Here is a 19,840-nt window from a genome sequence, read left to right as displayed (position 1 = left end):
CTCAAACCAATGGATGGCACCTCACTTGTAACGCGAGGCGGCCTTGCTTTTGGAAAGATTCGGCGCCATCACGTGACGCGCTGCAACAAAGGCATCCCAGTCGGCGGCATCCGGCAACGAAGGAATGGTGACCAACTCACCCTGGTCCAGCCCCGACAACGCCGCATCCACCATCTCCCCCGCCTCCATCACCATATCCGCCGGGATCTGGGTAGCATCGATACCGGAGCGTTCCCAGATCTCGGTGCGTGTTACACCAGGCAACACGGCTTGAACCTGGACCCCGGTGCCATCCAGCTCGGCGTTCAACGACTGGGTCAGACTTAACACATAAGCCTTGCTGGCGCTGTAAGTTGCGTTGAAGCGCTCGGGAAACAAGGCCACCACAGAGGCGATATTGATGATCGTTCCCCTGCCCGCCTTGGCAAAACCAGCCGCCGCCGCCGACGCCAGCCGCGTCACCGTTGTAACGTTCAGCTGGATCAATTGCTCCAACTGATCCATATCGGCATTGGCCAGCAAGCCATCCGCTGCAACACCGGCGTTGTTCAGCAGCAAACTGATACTGGAGTCGCTACGCAGGCGCTGCTCAAGTTTGAGCACATCATTCTTTTGCGTCAGATCAGCCCTGAGCACCTCAACCTGAACGCCATGTTCGGCGCGCAACGTGCTCGCCGCCGCTTCCAGCCGCTCCTGATCGCGAGCCACCAGCAACAAATCGAAACCACGCGCCGCCAATCGCTCGGCGTAGATCGCACCGATGCCGGAGGAGGCACCGGTGACGAGGGCTGTTCCCTGGGATTGGACAGAGTTCATGACAGTGCTCCTGGATAAAAGAGGCTCGAAGGAAAGACAAGCGCCCGGGTTCAAAACCCGTCAGTGGGCGATCAATTTATTATATACATAATATTATATGAATATGATAGTCGTAATTTTCCTCGGGCTGACAGAAGGTGCACTGTCTTGGCCGTTCGCCAAATGCAAAAAGGCCGGTCAAATGACCGGCCTCTGGCGTTGTCTTAGTAGCTTAGTTCACTACAAGCTTCTCGCGATTCCTATCGAGCAGGGCTTTGCCGATCCCTTTGACCTCAAGCAACTCGTCCACTGACGAAAACGCCCCATTACTCTCACGATACGCAACAATCGCCTGGGCCTTGGCCTCCCCGATACCGGACAGCTCACTCTGCAGGGTCGACGCATCCGCCTTGTTGAGATCGACTTTACCGGACTGTGCCTCGGGGGACATTTGTTGCACCTGGGGTGCATTGCCAGCTTCGGGCTTGACTGCTGGCGCAGCAACAGCGGCGATAGAGGCGCTGGTGAGCAGGGCGAAAACCAGAGAATAGAAGTAGCCAGTACGCATAAATGACGCTCCATGACATCGATTGGGAAAGCAGCTTTTTCCGAAGCTGCCTTCCAAACTTAGGCGATGGATGGAGACTGTCAAAAATGTGTCTGTTGCAGGATGTGAAACAATCAGGGTTCGAGGCGACGCTGCTGGTAGATCCAGTCGACGATTTCGCCGTCAGGGGTGTAGCCGCTGACGGTTTCGCGCAGGAGTTGGCGGACGCGAGCGTAGTCATCCTTTTCAACAGCATTGAGTAGTTCGGTCAGCTTAGCCTTGAGTACATCCCAAGCCAGATGGTCTTCATTTGCAGTCATAATCATTGGATGTTGAGTCGCTGCTACGTTGTCCCCGATCAGCAACTCTTCGTAAAGCTTTTCGCCAGGCCGTAGACCGGTGAATTCAATCGAGATATCGCCATGGGGATTCTTGTCCGAACGAACGCTCAACCCGGACAAGTGAATCATCTTCTCTGCTAACTCGACGATTTTCACAGGCTCACCCATGTCCAGCACGAACACATCCCCTCCCTGCCCCATGGAACCCGCTTGGATCACTAACTGGGCAGCTTCAGGAATCGTCATGAAATAGCGAGTGATCTTCGGATGAGTAACGGTCAGCGGTCCACCCGACTTGATCTGCTTGTGGAACAACGGGATCACCGAGCCGGAAGACCCCAACACATTGCCAAACCGGACCATGGTGAAGCGGGTTTTATTAACCCGCGACACATTGCCCGTGTCACTAAAGAGCACCGGGGCAACCTCACGGCTCAGTGCTTGCAGCGTCAACTCGGCAAGGCGCTTGGTACTGCCCATCACATTGGTCGGCCGCACGGCCTTGTCCGTGGAGATCAACACAAAGTTGGCAACACCGGCCTGAAGGGCAGCCTGAGCGGTATTGAGCGTCCCGATCACATTGTTCAGAACGCCTTCGGCAATGTTGTGCTCGACCATAGGCACGTGTTTGTAAGCGGCAGCATGGTAGACCGTGTCTACGCGCCAGGTTTTCATCACATCCAGCAGCTTGTCCGGATTGCGAACGGAACCAAGAATTGGTAGCAGACGAACCGGCAAGGATTCGCGCGCGATGCGCTGCTCCAGTTCTGACAAGATGTTGTAGAGATTAAACTCGCTATGATCAAGCAGTAAAAGTGTTGTGGGCCGCAACGCCAGTATTTGACGGCAAAGCTCAGAACCAATGGAGCCTCCTGCCCCGGTGACAAGGACCGACTGCCCCTTGATGCAATGTTCGAGCAATTCTCCTTGCGCTGGCACGGAGTCACGACCCAACAAGTCGGCGATATCGACTTCCTGAATGTCATCGACCTTAACTCTGCCACTGGCCAGATCCATAAAACCCGGCACACTTCGAACATGCAACGGGAAACCCTCAAGGAAAGTAAGGATCTCGCGGCGACGGCCTCTGTTAGACGATGGAATCGCGAGGAGAACTTCTTGCGCTCCGGTGACGTCGATCATTCGTTGAATGTGCTTTGGCTTGTAGACGTGCAGACCTGAGATAATCCGCTCGGCAATGCCATTGTCATCATCAATAAACGCGACCGGCCGCATGGCCCGCCCCATGCGCAATGCGGCAACAAGCTGGTTCCCCGCAGCACCGGCGCCATAAACAGCCACTCTTGGCAGTCCATCGTCCCGGCTGGCAAATGGCACATGCTGGACTGCAGCAAACCAGTCCCCCAGGAAATACTGCCGCATTGCCAATCGCAAGCCGCCAATCATGATCATGCTCAACCACCAATAATTGAAGATGATCGAACGAGGGACGATATTCTGATGGTTGCTGTACCAATAAACGATTACCCCAAGAATCAGCGATGACAAGCTCACGGCCTTGATAATGGCGATTAGCGCATCATTGCCGAAATAGCGCATCACCGCACGATACATGCCGAAGCGGATAAACAACGGTATTGCAACAATTGGAGCAATCAGGAAAAGCCAAGGATGGACGAGAAATGGGTTCACCATCTCGTCAATGCCAAGACGAACCACAAACGCCAGCCACAGAGCAGCCCATACCAAAACAACGTCGGTCGAAACCTGAATCAGTCGCTTTTGGCGGCGTGGTAGCCCCAGTAAAAGAGCTCGTAACCTATCCATAAACGCTTCAAACACCTTGTCCCGCTCCTAAACTGGATATGACTCGATCATTGTACCTTTCCGAACCCAACCGACACCTGCTAAATCAGTCTCCAAAGCTTAACTGGATGACGCCGAGACGGAGCTTTCGAGCTGCCCTGCGTGGAATTTCACAGCGAGAATGATCAATGGGAAGTACGCCACAGCCAAACCAAGAGCGCCATCAAGTCCCCAGTAGGTCACCCAGTAAGCAATGGGGAGCAACCAGAACAGATTGATTGCACCTACAGCCAAGGTCACAGGTAAATGTTTGCCAAACTGTCGAGAGGCGAACTGATAGGCGTGACTACGATGCGCCTCGTAAATTTTGTCGCCGCGGATCAATCGACGTAACAGAGTAAACGTGGCATCGACTATGAAGACGCCTAAAAGAATCAACCATGCCCAGAATAGTTCTGACGATTGCCAGGCGGCCTGTAGAGACAACACACCCAGGGCAACCCCCAGGAAACCACTCCCCGCATCCCCCATAAAAATGCGCGCAGGAGGGAAATTCCAATAAAGGAAACCGAGAACCGCCATTGCCAAAACCAGCGGGCCCCAGATCAGTGTTGGAACGCCGTTGATCCAATAAAGCAAGCAGGCGCCAAGGCACACGCACAAAGCTTCAACGCTGGCAATTCCGTCAATCCCATCCATGAAGTTGCAGAGATTGAGAACCCAAACCAGATAAATTGCCGCAAGAATATGGCCAATCCAGTGCAGGTCTACGCTCAGACCAAAAAGGACTATAGGAGGAAAGCCTCCTGTCCATAACAACGCCCATACAGCTGCACTGAAATGACCAAGCAACCGCCAACGAGCTGCTATATGACCATGATCATCCATAAACCCTATTACGGCGACTAAAACACCCGCGCCGCCTACAGCAATGAGCTGCGACCATGGAACTAACCCTGCATAACCAAGAACGGGTAGCGATACGAGAAAAGCGATGACGATTGCCACTCCACCACCGCGTGGGGTTGGGATGGAGTGAGAGCTTCGCGCATTAGGGATATCGATAATGCTTCGACTCAGAGCATAACGACGTAAAGCTGCAGTGAGCCCCAATGAAAGAACGGCAACAGTTGGAATTAGCCACAAGTAAATCATTGTTATTGATGTTCCCGAAAATGTAATGCAGTTGCCGCCAAAGCCTCATCAACACTGACTGGCGGCGTCCAGCCTAAAAGAGTGCGGGTCTTGGAAATATCGACTTGCAGCGATCCACATAGACGCTGGGAGAGTGCTTTCTTACCCAACAACGCTGCGCCACCCTGAAGCACCCAGCTGGGTACAGGAATAAGTCGCGCCGGCTTGTGAAGCGCTTTCGCCATCCTGCTAAGCAATGCGGTCGTGGATAAATCCTCCCCATCGCTCACAAGAAAGGTCTGATTGGCAGCTGCTGGGTGACTAATACAGGTCACTACCAGATCTACCAGATTATCGAGAGCAACGAGACTACGATTATTGTAAATTGCGCCGAAAGGTAGGGGAATTCCCTTGTCCAGCCAGCGCATCATGCTCAGAAAATTTGCTTTGACTCCCGGTCCATAGACCAAGACCGGCCGGATAATAACCACCTCCATCCCGGTTTCCGCAGAAAGCTGTCGAAGTCCCTGTTCAGCCTCCATTTTCGAAATACCGTAGGGATCTACCGGAGCGGGAGCATCATCGCCAGTGTAGGCAGCGCCCGCAGTCGTCCCCTCTCCATTGACCTTAATAGAACTGATAAAAATGAATCTCCGCACACCAGAGGCGGCCGCCTGACGAGCAAGATTCAAAGTACCTTCAACATTCACTTTGCGAAACGCCGCCAACGGATCGGACTCGGCCTCATTCATGACGTGAACCCGTGCAGCAGAGTGAATAATCACGTTAAATTTTATGAGATTTTCCTTCCACTGGGTTTCGCCATCAAAGGAGCCGATGCGTACCGTCGGAATGTCCTGTACCGGAAGCTGGGATTCACCTCGGACAACCGCAGCAACAGGATATTTTTTTTCGTTGTATAAGCGCTTGAGAATGGCGCCGCCAACGAACCCCGTCGCCCCAGTCAACAAAATAGAATACTGCATCAATGGCTGGCCTTTCTTAAGGTGGCGCTTCTGAAAAGATCTTCCAGTCGGGCTAGAAGGAGGGGTTTCGAATAATTACTCAAGTAATATTGCCGACCGGATTCACCCATTGCCTTCAACTGATTTGCGTCCGATTGCGCCAGCGCCAACGTAATCTCTGCCAAGCCTTTCGAATCACCAGAAGAGCATGTGAGACCGGCACCCGAGTCTCCAATCACTCTTGCTGCCTCTCCGTTGATCATCCCTAACAGCGGCCTGCCTGAGGCAAGATAAGCCTGTACTTTTCCAGGTATTGTCTTCTCAAAAACGTCGTTGGTCTTAAGTGACACGAGCAAAGCATCTGCACAAGCGAAAAGAGCTGGCATCTCCTCCAGAGGATGTCGACCTAATAGCAACACGTTACCTAGCCCTCTGGACTGGACTTGTTGACTTAGCCAATGGCTCATGCGCCCATCGCCAACAATTACCCAGCGCACAGCTACCTTGTCAACCAAAGCTTCGGCCGCATCCAACACAGCGGGAAGATCTTGTGCTTCTCCTAGATTGCCCGCGAACAATACAGTAAAGACCGTATTGTCACGTGCCAGCAAGGTTGAGTCTCGATCTTCGACTGCAGAAAAATCATCTTCAGCCCAACTTGGAAAATAGACTAGTCGCTGGGGAGATATATCTTTCGTACAATATTTTTGAACATTGTCAAAAAAACCATGCGACTGCAGAAGCAAATAATCAGTACGGTTGTAAATCCATGAAACCATTTTACCGACCAACGACAGCAGCGCAGGTTTTTTCAAAACGCCTACAGCTCTGAGTGTTTCAGGCCAGAGATCAAGAACCCACACAAATACGGGGGTTTTTTTCAACCGACCAATCACCAATGCCGGAATGGCAGCCATGATCGGTGATACTGCATATACGAAGACTGCGTCGAACTGCTCGCCACGCAACTTGTAGGCACCAACGACTGAGGCGCTAGTAAAGAAACTGAGATAATTCAATGCCAAATTAATGCTGCGCTTACCTCGCGGAAGCATCGGTACCCGGACAATTCTGGCATCAAAGTAGTCATTGAAACGCTCAGGCGCTGCCAGAAATTCATCGAATACTGCTCCTTCCGGGTAATTAGGCAGACCCGTCAACACGGTGACCGAATGTCCTTTATCGATAAAATCACGAACCAGATCGTTTATACGCATATTTTCCGGCCAAAAATATTGCGTAACCACCAAGATTCTCAGTTTCTTCTCAGGCATAATCACAACTCGAATTAGTAGCGCTTCCAGACGATACGATTTACATAGTCGGTATAACTGTGAACGATCCGGGCTACTTTTTCGGACACATTGGGCATGTTGTAATCTTCGACCAGGCGCAGGGTACGCTCCGTACCGGAAGCTTGCGTATCCAGAACCATCAGTCCTTGCAGTACTCGCTCGACCTCGAGCCCCACCATCATCACCGCAGCCTCCTCCATTCCTTCTGGACGCTCGTGGGCCTCACGTATATTCAACGCAGGAAAATTAAGTATCGAAGACTCTTCGCTGATGGTACCGCTGTCAGAAAGCACCGCTTTGGATTCCAACTGCAGCTTGTTGTAATCTTTGAAACCCAAAGGTTTAAGAAGTTTCACGTTTTCGTGAAATACAATTCCCATGGCATCAACACGCTTCTGAGTGCGTGGATGAGTAGAAACAATGACCGGATAACCGAAGGTTGTCGCTACGGTATTGAGAACATCGACTAATTTCAGGAGATTTTTGTCAGAATCGATATTCTCTTCGCGGTGTGCGCTTACTACAAAAAACTTACCAGCCTCAAGCCCCAAACGTTTCAACACGTCCGAAGATTCGATTCCATCGCGATAATAATTCAGGACTTCAAACATCGGGCTACCAGTCTTGATAACCATATCAGGTGAAAGACCTTCTTTGAGCAAGTAATCGCGCGCAATAGTGCTGTAAGTCAGATTAATGTCAGCAGTATGATCTACGATCCGCCGGTTGATTTCCTCAGGCACTCGCATATCAAAACAACGATTACCAGCTTCCATGTGAAAAGTTGGAATCTTGCGACGCTTGGCAGGAATGACAGCCATGCAACTATTGGTATCGCCCAAAACCAGCAAAGCTTCAGGCTGAACAGAAGCAAGGACTCGGTCCACAGAAATGATCACATTCCCTATGGTCTCAGCACCATTGCTGCCCGCGGCATTGAGAAAATGATCCGGTTTGCGGATCCCTAGATCCTGGAAGAATATTTCATTCAACTCATAATCGTAATTTTGACCTGTGTGAACCAGTACGTGATCGCAATACTTATCCAGCGCGGTGATGACGCGCGACAAGCGAATGATTTCAGGACGGGTACCCACAACAGTAACGATCTTTAACTTTTTCATTGTAATACTCATTCCTAATACGATCAGGCTTCGGTGCCCACTGGCATAGTGTAGGTGTCCGGGAGCTCACGATCAAAAATCTCGTTCGCCCACAGCATGACGATCATTTCACTTTCGCCAACGTTGGTGATGTCATGGCTCCAACCTGGCACGGTCTCAACAATTTTTGGTGATTCACCATCTGTGAATAACTCATAGAATTCGCCCGATATTATGTGGCGAAATCGGAAGCAGGCTTTACCAGAAATAACCAGAAACTTTTCTGTTTTCGTATGATGATAATGACCGCCTCGAGTAATACCCGGGTGCGCGGTGAAGTATGAAAACTGACCCGAATCCTTGGTTTTGAGCATCTCCACGAAAACGCCGCGAGCGTCTCCGTACTTAGGAACTTCGTAAGTGAACTCTTCCGGCCTTAAATAGCTGAGATAGGTCGAGTACAACGCCCGCACGAGACCAGTACCCACGCGTGCAGTCACCATCGACTGCCGACTCTCTTTAAATGCATACAGTTGCGCGGAGAGCTCACCTACGGTTATCGAGTAATTTGGTTCGACCTGTACAAACGGATTACCTGACTGCTCACCGTCCATTACAGAAATAAAACTGCTTATTACGTCGTCAATGTAAACCAGTGAAATTTTCGCATTGGCGTCGTTGATACTGACAGGCAAATTATTTGCAATGTTATGACAGAAAGTCGCTACGGCCGAATTGTAGTTAGGCCGAGCCCACTTCCCAAATACGTTTGGCAATCTGAACAAATGCACACTATTGCCGAATTTCGTAGAAAGGTTCAGCAGAGCGTCCTCAGCTTCGCGTTTACTATCGCCGTAAGCGTTGCCCAACTCAGCTTGTATTGAGGAGGTATACAGTAGAGGAACATTACGTCCACTCGCCGCGACCGCTGCGCATAACGTTTGAGTCAAATCGGCGTTACCGACCTTAAATTCTTCGACATGCTGAGGACGATTGACACCGGCCAAGTGGAAAATAAAGTCCACCTCAGATACGAGTGAATGCAGACTGGCGATTTCATCTTCACGACAGAATCGCAACACCTCGATGTCTTTTCGCTCTTGCAGATGAGCAATAAGGTTCTTGCCAACAAATCCATTGGCACCGGTGATCAATACTTTCATGCTTTACTCCTCAGGTACCGCGTGCTCGCCGCGCTGAATGGCACGCATAAAATCAAGTTTCAAGAGTAATTTTTTCATGCCCTCAACGTCCAAACGCTCAGTATTATGCGAATTATAATCTTCCATAGTAGAAATTTTCTCTTCACCTTGCTCCACAAATTTACTGTAATTCAAATCTCGCAAATCTGGTGGTACTCGAAAGTAATCGCCCATATCTTCTGCACACGCCATTTCTTCTCGGCTCAAGAGAGCTTCATATAGTTTTTCACCGTGTCGCGTACCGATTATCTGGATCGGATGTTCGGGCTGCCCCAACATGGACGTCAAAGCGAGAGCAAGGGTTTCCACCGTCGCAGCCGGCGCCTTCTGAACGAAGAGATCTCCATTGTTACCATTTTCAAAAGCGTACAGAACAAGATCGACTGCATCAGCCAGAGTCATCATAAAGCGAGTCATGTTTGGATCTGTAATTGACAGCGATTGACCTGCTCTAATTTGATCAATAAACAAAGGGATGACCGAACCGCGCGAAGCCATGACATTGCCGTAGCGTGTACCACAAATAACTGTTTTGGCTTCATCGACATTTCGTGACTTTGCGACCATGACCTTTTCCATCATGGCTTTTGAGATGCCCATCGCATTAATAGGATATACAGCCTTATCCGTGCTCAGACATACAACACGTCTTACTTCATTTTGGATCGAAGCTTCGAGCACGTTGTCAGTCCCGATGACATTGGTTTTAACTGCCTCCATTGGGTGAAACTCGCAAGAAGGGACTTGCTTGAGCGCTGCTGCATGAAAAATGTAATCAACGCCTCGGGTTGCATTTAAAACACTCTGATAGTCACGAACGTCACCAATATAAAATTTGAGTTTTGAACTGGCATAACGCTTGCGCATATCATCTTGTTTTTTTTCATCCCTGCTAAAAATCCGAATTTCATTAATCTCAGTAGACAAAAATCTCTTTAACACGGCGTTCCCAAAGGAACCCGTCCCACCGGTAATAAGGAGCGTTTTATTCTCGAACATTGCCAAACCCTTATAAAGTCAAAAGTACTAATCGTATGATCATAGCCTATTAGGAACAATCGTTCCATCGCCACTATTATCCTGCAATGAGTCTCCGATGGCTCCAGGCGGCGTGAATGCAATGGCAGCAGTCGCAAAACCGATCAAAAGCATCCCATTCGAAGAAAATATGTAGGGATTAATAGCAGATACAGCAGAATATAGAAATATAGAAGGAGCAATCCATGGGTAGCTTGACCTCGCTACTTTCCCGCTGAGTGAAAGATAAGCAAGCAAAAATGCCAACATTCCACTACCGAACAACCCAAACACCCTAAGCAATTCTATATAAGTAAGTTCTGTTTTACTGGCGCCTTCTGGCAACATATTTTGTAAAACTGGGGACCATACATGTGCATTGAACCCCTGCCCAAATAGCACTGTTAGAGGACTAGCGAAAATTTCACTGTAACTGCTGAGATATCCTATTTTTGTAGCGTTACTCTGCTCTCTAGCACCAAACATTTCGGATATTATAGGCACATCGATAAATAACAACGCCGTCATCGCCAATACAATGGTGCAAAAAACAAGAACAATTGCCCCTCGACCAAACCGATACCACATCCACACAAAAAAGGGCGCGCAGAATGATAGTATTATGCTAGCCCGGGTACCGGACAAGAACAATGCAAATACCGGTAAAAGCAGAGCTACGCATGATTTTAAAGAGGGTCTTTCCAACATTTTCCATGTTTCATGACACAGTAAAAAAACCAGCATAGGCGATGCAATAAAGTAGATATAGTAAAAAGATACGCCCGCATATTCTCGCTCACCAATGTAAGCCACACCATTCTCAACAAAAAAGAAAACGAAGTCTGTAAAAATATCGACGGCGGTAAAAAGAAAACTTACTAAAATCACAACACATAACAGACGCAACGATACTACGAGAGCACGATAGGCCCACCACATATATCCAGGAGCCAAATACAACAAAGAGCAAACCATATAGACCGAGGCAGATATATACGAGGTGTCTATAAACTCACCTGGAACTCCTCCTCGCAATACAGCCAATAACAAACCATATCCAGGAAGATAAAGAACAAACAATACCAAAGAAAAAATATAGAAAATATCAATGCGCATTCTGGCGCTTTCGAGAGCTACGGTTACACCAAGAACAACATAAACCAAACCTATAGCGATAAATTTAATATGATAAATTTGTCCAATCGGATCAAACAGGCACGCAATCCACAATAAATAAACTGATAGTATGCCTAGCTTCGGTGCTTTGGAATTTTCGATTTGATTATACAATGTCAGATCCGCACGATTCTGATAGTAAAAACTTCGCAACTTGAGCGCGCAGGGAATGTGTTGAATCCCTTCGGCGCGCCCACATTACCTAACAGCTCTCGGAGCCAGCTTTGATTGAACCAACTCTCACCACTAGGATTCTATTAAAACACTATAGCTTCCACATATCACGATTCAGCCTGAAGCTTGAAAGATAAACGAGCAAACGAGAAAAATTCATAAACCGGTTTGGCCCGAGTGCATAGAGCGCCATCTTCATCAATTTATTAACCAAATAAAATTTTCTTTTATTACTTTCAACGTCACCGAAACCACTAGGTTGATATCCTGATTTATCGCTAACAAGATAATTCTTTTTTGCAAAATCCGCGACTATACCATTTGAGTCGAACGGATCATGCCCGAGCGGCAGGTCACTTAATACACTAGCGTAGGCACGCCGGAGTGTCGGTGATATATAATCACCGTTAGACATGAAGTCAAACCCATACTTTGTTTTTGAAATCTTGATCTTCAATCGCTGCAGCGAATTATTATAGCTGTTAGCCAGTTCTGTATAATCTGTACGCCCCGATTCTCTGTCGGCAAACGCACGCTTACTCAACAAGTTCGGATTTTTCTCATCAAATGAGCTAAAATGAAAGAATATCAAGGGGTATTTGTTATTAACCAGATATCCGCCATTAGGGTTGACTGAAATTATACGCTCATGCGCATTCCAAAATGCAACATTATAGCCAAGATCAAAAGAAATATGTAGTGTCGGAAAAAAACACGGCGCAATGCTTACCCATTTCTGATCTGTAGACAAGCCAAATTGAGTTTCAAAATAACAAAGATCAAGACATCGTTCATTCCACCACTTTAAAAATCGCAGGCTCTCTAAAGAACTATTAACCGCAAAAAAACCCAAATTAAAAGAACCAAACCTCATCATACCTATATCGCCGTCTGTATGAGGCGTAACATAATGTGGCGTCAGTATTATTTCTTTTTCTTCGAGCAAACCCAAAATCGGATCTAGCGAACTGAACAAACATGTATCAGGATCTAAAAATATTACTTTTTTGGTTGATTCTAGAAGCCTCAACGTCAACCACGGCTTGAGACTTGTACTAAGCTCGGTAATATCGTACTTAAATGCATATTGATTAAAATTTGTTAACCCAAGATCTTCTACCCACTCAAACTCTGCCAACTCATGTGGTAGTTCGCCCTCAACTTTCTTATCAAATAAAAAGATTTTCAACTTCGGATGGTTGAAGGCCGCTAATGACTCGGCTAAAACTAATGCCTTCGGCAAATACGCCAAATTGCAGACTGTAAAAACAGTATAATTTATATTTTCTGCATTGCCCGAATCAGACATTTTTCTTGCGCCTCCAGAAATTAACAACCCTAACATAAATTTGGGTGACGAGGTATATCGAAAACAGCCGAACTAAAATCTTGGAAAACTTCCACTCTCCACTAAGCACCGAAGATCCGATTAACCTCATACTCGAAATTGAGGTATCCATGATGCGCCGCCAAGAATAAGGCCTAAGTTGATAATCCTTCCCAAACAGAGAATATATGCTATCTTCTTGCTCCGTTACATGATCAAATCCTGGCGTGTAAGAGCACTCCCCTATTTTCATATGATGCCTGGCCGAATCCAGACAGAACTTATAATCCACACCATCTACAAAATAGCTGCAATCATGCCACCCCTGCCGCTTGAGATTCTCAAGAAAGTAGAGACTTCCACTATTTATCGCCAAGCTGACATCCCTCAACCCTTCCACATTCTGAGGCTGACCGACATTGTCTTTTGCATTGAAAAGAAAGGCACTGTACTTATTGGCAAGCTCTTTCCTATCTAAGTAAAATTGCTCAATAAAATCTAAGGTTTCTTCACTGAACCCCGTATCTTGATCGAAAAATACCATCGCCTTAAAATCGTCTACTTCAGCCTGGGCGCACACAGTTGAGATACCATATCCCAGGCCTACGTTGCTACCGCAGGTAAAATAGTTAATACCTTCGTACCGTTTAGCCAACTCTTTGACTGTACCATTAGAAGGTGAATTATCAAAAATATAGACGCTGTAGCCTGCCGACACGGTGATCTTCAAGCGATCAAGCAGGTTGTCGCCTGCGTTATACACGACAATACCAACGGCTACTTCATGGCGCATATGGCTTCCTTCTTATTCCCTGAAAATACGTTGTGCGCTAGAAAAAACATTAGAGACATGTCGATAAAGGCTCTCAATACCCAGACCAAGACAGCTCCCACCAAGCCAAATTTATGTACAGATATGAATAACAACGGAAAGTAGATACAAAACTCCGCCAAATGAACAAGGGCAGTGCCTTTTACATTTCCTGCAGCTTGCACAGCAGCATGAGGAACTTGTGCTATTGAATTAAACAGGATTCCAACTGCCATTATTGATGCCAAATGCCAAGAGCGGCCCGCGAAATCTTGCCCCAACCATAGTGTCATCCCCCATAATGAACCCACTGAAGCGATTGCACAAACAACTAACATTACTCCTGCTATCAACAATACAGACTTCTTAAAAAGCTTCTCCGCACTGGCAATATCCACCACAATTAGTGCTGCCAATTTTGGAAACAGGGCGGCAGTTAGTGCCGCAGGCAAGATCAGAAACCTGATCAGAACTTCAAATGGAACAGTGTAATAGGCCACCAAACTAGCGCCAACTACAGATGAAATCACAAACCTGTCCGCCGTCACCATCAATGGACTTATTAGATTCGATAATGTCATCCAAGATCCAAAAGTCAGCAAACCTTTGGCCTCCTCTGGATGCGACTTTGGCGGTATCCAAAAAAACTCTGTTTTCTGATACACCAAATAAACATGCGCTAAGAAAACAATAAACCTTGCCAAGACCAAACTCGCGACCATCCATTGCAGAGCCGGGCCCCAAATTAATACCGTGATAGCGGGCATACCAAAATTTGCAAGCCCCAACAACACCCTCAGTATATTAACCTTCCCAAACTCTTCATAAGCTTCTAGGACACCCCGCAGCCCAGAAGTAAGGGTAGTAAGAGGTATACCTATTGATGCGATGAAGAGAGATACAATGACATCATGCCGTAGTCCAACACTTACACTTAACCAGGTACCCCCTAAAGGTATGGCAGCAACTGCGAGAAGTGCACCTCCAAATAAGCCAGCGACTAAAACCATGATAAGACCAAGATTTATAACTCTTGACACTTCATCGATTGTACCTCTCGCAAGTTTTTGAGCTACGGTTTGCGTTAACGCACGACCGAGACCAAAATCAAACAAGCTAAAATATCCAATCAAGACCCAAACGAGCGTTAAAATCCCAAAGACCTCAACACCCGCTCTATTGAGCAAGAAAGGTATCGTGACTGCTCCTAACAAAAATGGTGCGCCGCTGCCCAACAAATTCCATAACGTATTTTTTCTGAGAGACATTCTAATAACTCATGTGAACCTTTCTCGACTCTGCAATTGACTCAAGGTTGCCGACGCCGGTTGATTATTCCAGTCGCATCGTCGAGTTGGCGGTAAACCGGATGATTTGACGATAACTGCCAAACTGACAGACCTGCCTCGCCGGTAGTAGGTATCTTCCCGCGTTATTCTGACCTTTGAGCTTCCTGCCCAAAAAAGAGCGGACACCATGGAAAGAAAATAAAAAACACGCTACCGCCCCAGGATTTACCGTCGGTTTCCTGAGAACGCCGTGTTCACTAACACACCCGACCAAGGACATTAGGACCGAAGTCACTCACTCGTTGCCGCAATGTCTATAAACTGTAAGCAATTCTGTCGCTGACTTTTGAGAGGTATAGGTTTTCCTAAGCCCGGCCGGTGCTATTTTTAGGCCTACTCGATACCGCAGCCCGCGCCTCATCTCTCACAACCAACCGCCATGTCGGCTGGAAATTCTACCAAACCTTGTGGTTCCCATGCGCAAAGCGTCAACTTTTATGTCTGGTATCAGTCTCACTCCGATCTAGCCGACTTAGCGGATAACGGCAGCCCCAGTCCGGATCGCATGGACACTATCCCCGCTGCTTTTGGTAGCATTCAGGATCGGGTTGAGCCCACGCTACCTCTCAGAACGACCCGGAATGAGCATTTCACTCCCAATATTTCAAACCCTGCTTAGCTTGACCAGAACCAAATGGCGAACCAGCGCGATCATGAAGCCCAGCATGCTGCCCAAGACCAGACCCAGCAGTATAATCAGGCCCTTTTTTGGCTTTGTAGGGCGGTCAGGCTGTTCGATGGGACCGTCCTGGCGGTAGACCGATACGGTGTCTGGGCTTACCTTCAAGTCATTATAAAAGCTTTGCTTGATTTGCAGCGCTCTTAACTTCTCTATAAAAGGATCATCAGATTTACGATTTTGAAGGTTATCAATTTCAGCCTTGAGTGCCTTACTACCCCGCATATAGGTTAGCTGCCCATCCATAGCAGCGGAAACCTCTGCAGAAAGATTGCCAGTAATAATGGGCGGGTTCTGCAGGCCAATCGCCTCAGCAATTGTCAGCGCTTCGCGCAATCGCGTAATGGAGTCTTGGCGAATTCGACTTTCGGTTTCTTGCAGGGTACTGATCTGTTGACCAAAGTTGCGTGCCCGCACTTCCGCTTCACGGGTGGTATTGCTAATCATTTCCTTTTCCGCGGCAGCACCCGCCCTTTCTATAAATGTTTTTATCCAAGCGGTGACTTGGGCAGGGTCCTCGCCCTCAACGATAACGGAATAGCGATCTGGCTGCTCCTTAGTAGGAAAACCGATGGTCAGTGCTCTCAAAAAACTGGAATACAATGCATCCTGCGATCCGCCACGTTCGGACGCAGGTAGTGAAGGCAAATAAACCTCGTTGAAAAAGGACCGACGTAATGATTCACTTTGCAGGTTACGAGTGAAAACCTCATACACATCTTTAATCGTGAAGGGCGTTAGCTCTGCATTCTTGGTTCGGCCATAGTTGAAATCAGCAATACCGTTCAAGGTAGGCGGTTGCAGGTAAACACGCGCTTCGTAAATCGGCTTACTAAAGAAAGCGTACATTGCTGCAGCTAAGGTCACGATCAAGGTGACGCTGATTATCAGAAATTTTTGAGCCCATAACGCCACAATCAATTCAAACAGATTGATCTCATTCGCGCCCTGCATCGTTGCCGGGTTATTCGCCATATCAGGTTTAACCTTTTCAGTTTTTCGGTGGATTGGACGCAAGCTTCTACCTCTTCAGCATCCATTCATATGATTTAGCGAAACGCCATCAGAAGCCGGGAATCAACATCGACATTACCCGTTGAGTATGCTGGTCATTGGGCAAGGATCGATGAACTAGCTTCTCGATACACTGCATACGATCGTAAGCGCCCAGTAAACTTCAACACTGATTTGTATGACTAGCATGCCCCCCAATGTACGGATCCGATGGTTGCCCAGAAACAACGCTCTCATCTCAATGGGAAGGTAAATCCAGCAGTTTCTGCAGATACTGACCATAGCCAGTCTTCTTCAGGGCGTTAGCTTGTGTGCCCAACTGCTCGGCAGTGATCCAACCGTTGTGGTAGGCGATCTCTTCCAGGCAGGCCACTTTCAAGCCTTGGCGCTGCTCGATGGTGTGCACGAAGTGACTGGCTTCCAGCAGCGAATCATGGGTGCCGGTATCCAACCAGGCGAAGCCGCGGCCTAGCATTTCGACATTGAGCGTATTACGCTCTAGGTAGGCACGATTGATGTCAGTGATTTCCAGTTCGCCACGCTCGGACGGCTTGATGCTCTTGGCAATCTCGACAACGTCGTTGTCGTAGAAATACAGACCTGTCACCGCATAGTTGGATTTTGGCTTCAGTGGCTTTTCTTCGATACTCAGCGCCTTGCCCGTTGCATCGAATTCCACAACGCCGAAACGTTCCGGGTCGGACACGTGATAACCAAATACCGTCGCGCCAAGCTCTTGAGTGCTGGCCGAACGCAAATTATCCGAGAAGTGCTGACCGTAAAAGATATTGTCGCCCAGTATCAGGCAGCATGGATCCTTGCCGATAAACTTTTCGCCGATGATAAAGGCTTGTGCCAGACCGTCTGGACTAGGCTGTTCAGCGTAGGTCAGCTTGATGCCGTACAGACTGCCATCGCCCAACAGTTTGCGAAAGCACGGCAGATCTTCCGGAGTGGAGATGATCAGGATTTCACGCATACCCGCGAGCATCAGTACCGACAGCGGATAAAAGATCATCGGCTTGTCGTAGATCGGCAGCATCTGCTTGGACACACCGAGGGTCAAGGGGTGCAAACGAGTGCCCGAGCCGCCCGCGAGGATGATGCCTTTACGATTTGTCGTGGTCATTTATTCAGAACTTCCATTAGCATTCGGGTTACGCCACTTTGCCAATCCGGCAAGTGTAGACAGAAATTGTCACGCAGCTTCCGGGTATTCAAACGCGAATTCAGAGGGCGGCGTGCAGGGGTTGGGTACGCGGTCGTCTCAATCGGATTGATCGCCGCAACGGCGAGTTGCTCACCATTGGCTTTGGCAAAGCCGATCACATGGCTGGCATAGCCGTGCCAGGACACTTCGCCAGCGGACGCCAGGTGATATAGGCCCGCTAATTCAGGGCGCTGCATGACCTGTTGTATGGCCAGTGCAGTCACATCGGCGATCAGGTCTGCACCCGTCGGAGCTCCGATCTGGTCTGCGATAACGCTCAACGTTTCACGATCTTTAGCCAGGCGCAGCATGGTTTTCGCGAAATTGTTGCCCCGAGCGCCATAGACCCAACTGGTGCGGAAGATCAGATGCTTGCACGCCGAGGCGATAATGGCTTGCTCACCAGCCAGCTTGCTGGTGCCGTAATGATTCACGGGCGCCACTGCGTCCGCCTCCTGCCAGGGTGTCGACCCTTGGCCACTGAAGACGTAGTCGGTTGAGTAATGAATCAGCCACGCGTCCAGGGAGGCAGCTTCTTCGGCCATGACTCGGCAGGCGTGGCCGTTTACACGATCGGCCAACTCGGTTTCGGACTCTGCTTTATCGACGGCTGTATAAGCAGCTGCATTGACGATTACGTCAGGCTTTACCTGGCGGATGGTCGAGCGCAAGGCGTCGAGATCAGCCAGGTCGCCACATAAACCATCGACCGTTTGACGATCAAGGGCGATCAGCTCGCCGAGCGGCGCAAGCGAGCGCTGCAACTCCCAACCCACTTGGCCGTTTTTTCCCAGCAGAAGGATTTTCATGCTTTGTTCGAACGATCGGCGTAGTTCTGATCGATCCACTGCTGGTAGCTGCCGCTCTTCACATGGGCAACCCATTCAGTGTTGCTCAGGTACCATTCGACAGTCTTGCGGATGCCGGTTTCGAAGGTTTCTTCCGGTGTCCACCCCAGCTCACGCTGGATTTTACTGGCGTCAATCGCATAACGCTGATCATGGCCCGGGCGATCCTGAACGTAGGTGATCAGGCTGGCGTGTGGACGATGAGCGGAGTCTGGACGCAGTTCGTCCAGCAGCGCACAAAGGGTATGCACCACTTCAATGTTCTGCTTTTCGTTATGACCACCGATGTTGTAAGTCTCGCCGATAACGCCTTCGGTGACGACTTTGTACAGTGCGCGGGCATGGTCTTCGACGTACAGCCAGTCACGGACCTGATTGCCCTTGCCATAGACCGGCAATGGCTTGCCTTCCAGTGCATTGAGAATGATCAGCGGGATCAACTTCTCCGGGAAGTGGCACGGACCGTAGTTGTTCGAGCAATTGGTGACGAGGGTCGGCAGGCCGTAAGTACGACTCCATGCTCGAACCAGGTGATCGGAACTGGCCTTGCTGGCAGAGTATGGCGAACTTGGCTGATAGGGCGTGGTTTCGGTGAAGAGGTCTTCCGGACCTTCAAGGTCTCCGTACACTTCGTCAGTCGAAATATGGTGGAACCGAAAGCCGGCTTTACGCGCATCGTCCAGCGCTGCCCAATAGTGACGGGCCGCTTCCAGCAGAGTGTAAGTGCCGATGATGTTGGTCTGAATGAATTCAGACGGGCCGGAGATCGAGCGGTCGACATGGGACTCTGCAGCCAGATGCATGATGGCATCTGGTTGGTGTTCACGCAGGACTCGGTCGATCTGGTCACGGTCGCAAATGTCGACGCGTTCGAACACATAACGCGAGTTCTGGCTGACCTCGGCCAATGACTCGAGGTTCCCGGCGTAAGTAAGCTTATCGACGTTGACGACGGAGTCAGTAGTGTTGGAGACGATATGTCGGATGACTGCCGAGCCGATAAACCCGGCGCCGCCCGTTACTAGAATTTTCACGCGAAACCATACCCTTTAGTTACTGACAGGACCGGCAACCGAGTTCCGTCTG

The 19,840-nt window shown here is 48.9% G+C and carries 17 protein-coding genes; all 17 read right to left on the bottom strand.

Going from position 1 to position 19,840, the window contains the following annotated elements:
* Positions 1 to 21: 21 nt before the first annotated feature.
* Positions 22 to 816: an SDR family NAD(P)-dependent oxidoreductase gene (locus F8N96_RS22245; RefSeq protein ID WP_150799638.1), complete on the bottom strand. Its 795-nt coding sequence runs from the start codon at positions 814 to 816 to the stop codon at positions 22 to 24.
* A gap of 211 nt (positions 817 to 1,027) precedes the next feature.
* The gene (locus F8N96_RS22240; protein WP_150799637.1) at positions 1,028 to 1,363 is read right to left on the bottom strand and encodes a ComEA family DNA-binding protein; all 336 of its coding nucleotides are present in this window, start codon (positions 1,361 to 1,363) and stop codon (positions 1,028 to 1,030) included.
* Between the two features lie 113 nt (positions 1,364 to 1,476).
* Positions 1,477 to 3,471 (bottom strand): polysaccharide biosynthesis protein, encoded by a 1,995-nt coding sequence (locus F8N96_RS22235; RefSeq protein ID WP_150799667.1) that lies wholly within the window; start codon positions 3,469 to 3,471, stop codon positions 1,477 to 1,479.
* Between the two features lie 99 nt (positions 3,472 to 3,570).
* Positions 3,571 to 4,605: an MraY family glycosyltransferase gene (locus tag F8N96_RS22230; protein WP_150799636.1), complete on the bottom strand. Its 1,035-nt coding sequence runs from the start codon at positions 4,603 to 4,605 to the stop codon at positions 3,571 to 3,573.
* Between the two features lie 2 nt (positions 4,606 to 4,607).
* Entirely contained in the window at positions 4,608 to 5,570 is a 963-nt protein-coding gene (locus F8N96_RS22225) for a UDP-glucose 4-epimerase family protein (protein WP_150799635.1), read from the bottom strand.
* Complete coding sequence (locus tag F8N96_RS22220; protein WP_150799634.1) at positions 5,570 to 6,823, bottom strand: glycosyltransferase family 4 protein; 1,254 nt, start codon at positions 6,821 to 6,823, stop codon at positions 5,570 to 5,572. The genes F8N96_RS22225 and F8N96_RS22220 overlap by 1 nt, the downstream gene beginning before the upstream one ends.
* A 14-nt stretch (positions 6,824 to 6,837) precedes the next feature.
* The gene (wecB, locus tag F8N96_RS22215; protein WP_150799633.1) at positions 6,838 to 7,968 is read right to left on the bottom strand and encodes a non-hydrolyzing UDP-N-acetylglucosamine 2-epimerase; all 1,131 of its coding nucleotides are present in this window, start codon (positions 7,966 to 7,968) and stop codon (positions 6,838 to 6,840) included.
* A 23-nt stretch (positions 7,969 to 7,991) separates the two neighbouring features.
* On the bottom strand, positions 7,992 to 9,110 hold the full coding sequence (gene wbjC / locus F8N96_RS22210) for a UDP-2-acetamido-2,6-beta-L-arabino-hexul-4-ose reductase (protein ID WP_150799632.1): 1,119 nt from the start codon (positions 9,108 to 9,110) through the stop codon (positions 7,992 to 7,994).
* A gap of 3 nt (positions 9,111 to 9,113) precedes the next feature.
* Positions 9,114 to 10,148, bottom strand: a complete 1,035-nt coding sequence (locus tag F8N96_RS22205; RefSeq protein ID WP_150799631.1) for a polysaccharide biosynthesis protein — start codon at positions 10,146 to 10,148, stop codon at positions 9,114 to 9,116.
* Between the two features lie 39 nt (positions 10,149 to 10,187).
* Positions 10,188 to 11,456 (bottom strand): hypothetical protein, encoded by a 1,269-nt coding sequence (locus F8N96_RS22200; protein ID WP_150799630.1) that lies wholly within the window; start codon positions 11,454 to 11,456, stop codon positions 10,188 to 10,190.
* 151 nt (positions 11,457 to 11,607) lie between these two features.
* Positions 11,608 to 12,825, bottom strand: coding sequence for a putative nucleotide-diphospho-sugar transferase (locus tag F8N96_RS22195; protein ID WP_150799629.1), 1,218 nt, complete (start codon positions 12,823 to 12,825; stop codon positions 11,608 to 11,610).
* Entirely contained in the window at positions 12,818 to 13,636 is an 819-nt protein-coding gene (locus tag F8N96_RS22190) for a glycosyltransferase (protein WP_150799628.1), read from the bottom strand. The genes F8N96_RS22195 and F8N96_RS22190 overlap by 8 nt, the downstream gene beginning before the upstream one ends.
* A complete protein-coding gene (locus F8N96_RS22185) occupies positions 13,621 to 14,922 on the bottom strand; it encodes a flippase (RefSeq protein ID WP_150799627.1) in 1,302 nt (433 codons plus the stop codon). Before F8N96_RS22185 ends, F8N96_RS22190 begins: the two co-directional genes overlap by 16 nt.
* Before the next feature lie 685 nt (positions 14,923 to 15,607).
* Positions 15,608 to 16,699, bottom strand: coding sequence for an LPS O-antigen chain length determinant protein WzzB (locus tag F8N96_RS22180; protein WP_318187383.1), 1,092 nt, complete (start codon positions 16,697 to 16,699; stop codon positions 15,608 to 15,610).
* Positions 16,700 to 16,934: 235 nt separating this feature from the next.
* Positions 16,935 to 17,825, bottom strand: a complete 891-nt coding sequence (gene rfbA / locus F8N96_RS22175; RefSeq protein ID WP_150799626.1) for a glucose-1-phosphate thymidylyltransferase RfbA — start codon at positions 17,823 to 17,825, stop codon at positions 16,935 to 16,937.
* The gene (gene rfbD / locus F8N96_RS22170) at positions 17,822 to 18,715 is read right to left on the bottom strand and encodes a dTDP-4-dehydrorhamnose reductase (protein ID WP_150799625.1); all 894 of its coding nucleotides are present in this window, start codon (positions 18,713 to 18,715) and stop codon (positions 17,822 to 17,824) included. Before rfbD ends, rfbA begins: the two co-directional genes overlap by 4 nt.
* The gene (gene rfbB / locus F8N96_RS22165; RefSeq protein ID WP_150799624.1) at positions 18,712 to 19,788 is read right to left on the bottom strand and encodes a dTDP-glucose 4,6-dehydratase; all 1,077 of its coding nucleotides are present in this window, start codon (positions 19,786 to 19,788) and stop codon (positions 18,712 to 18,714) included. The genes rfbD and rfbB overlap by 4 nt, the downstream gene beginning before the upstream one ends.
* Positions 19,789 to 19,840 lie beyond the last annotated feature (52 nt).

This window comes from Pseudomonas fluorescens (genome assembly GCF_902497855.1).
Classification (GTDB): domain Bacteria; phylum Pseudomonadota; class Gammaproteobacteria; order Pseudomonadales; family Pseudomonadaceae; genus Aquipseudomonas; species Aquipseudomonas fluorescens_BI.
This window is presented reverse-complemented; position numbering and strand designations above follow the sequence as displayed.

Coding starts and splice junctions, on each gene's coding strand:
- F8N96_RS22245 (WP_150799638.1), bottom strand. CDS start 816: ATGAACTCTGTCCAATCCCAGGGAACAGCCCTCGTCACCGGTGCCTCC.
- F8N96_RS22240 (WP_150799637.1), bottom strand. CDS start 1,363: ATGCGTACTGGCTACTTCTATTCTCTGGTTTTCGCCCTGCTCACCAGC.
- F8N96_RS22235 (WP_150799667.1), bottom strand. CDS start 3,471: ATGGATAGGTTACGAGCTCTTTTACTGGGGCTACCACGCCGCCAAAAG.
- F8N96_RS22230 (WP_150799636.1), bottom strand. CDS start 4,605: ATGATTTACTTGTGGCTAATTCCAACTGTTGCCGTTCTTTCATTGGGG.
- F8N96_RS22225 (WP_150799635.1), bottom strand. CDS start 5,570: ATGCAGTATTCTATTTTGTTGACTGGGGCGACGGGGTTCGTTGGCGGC.
- F8N96_RS22220 (WP_150799634.1), bottom strand. CDS start 6,823: ATGCCTGAGAAGAAACTGAGAATCTTGGTGGTTACGCAATATTTTTGG.
- wecB (WP_150799633.1), bottom strand. CDS start 7,968: ATGAAAAAGTTAAAGATCGTTACTGTTGTGGGTACCCGTCCTGAAATC.
- wbjC (WP_150799632.1), bottom strand. CDS start 9,110: ATGAAAGTATTGATCACCGGTGCCAATGGATTTGTTGGCAAGAACCTT.
- F8N96_RS22205 (WP_150799631.1), bottom strand. CDS start 10,148: ATGTTCGAGAATAAAACGCTCCTTATTACCGGTGGGACGGGTTCCTTT.
- F8N96_RS22195 (WP_150799629.1), bottom strand. CDS start 12,825: ATGTCTGATTCGGGCAATGCAGAAAATATAAATTATACTGTTTTTACA.
- F8N96_RS22190 (WP_150799628.1), bottom strand. CDS start 13,636: ATGCGCCATGAAGTAGCCGTTGGTATTGTCGTGTATAACGCAGGCGAC.
- F8N96_RS22185 (WP_150799627.1), bottom strand. CDS start 14,922: ATGTCTCTCAGAAAAAATACGTTATGGAATTTGTTGGGCAGCGGCGCA.
- rfbA (WP_150799626.1), bottom strand. CDS start 17,825: ATGACCACGACAAATCGTAAAGGCATCATCCTCGCGGGCGGCTCGGGC.
- rfbD (WP_150799625.1), bottom strand. CDS start 18,715: ATGAAAATCCTTCTGCTGGGAAAAAACGGCCAAGTGGGTTGGGAGTTG.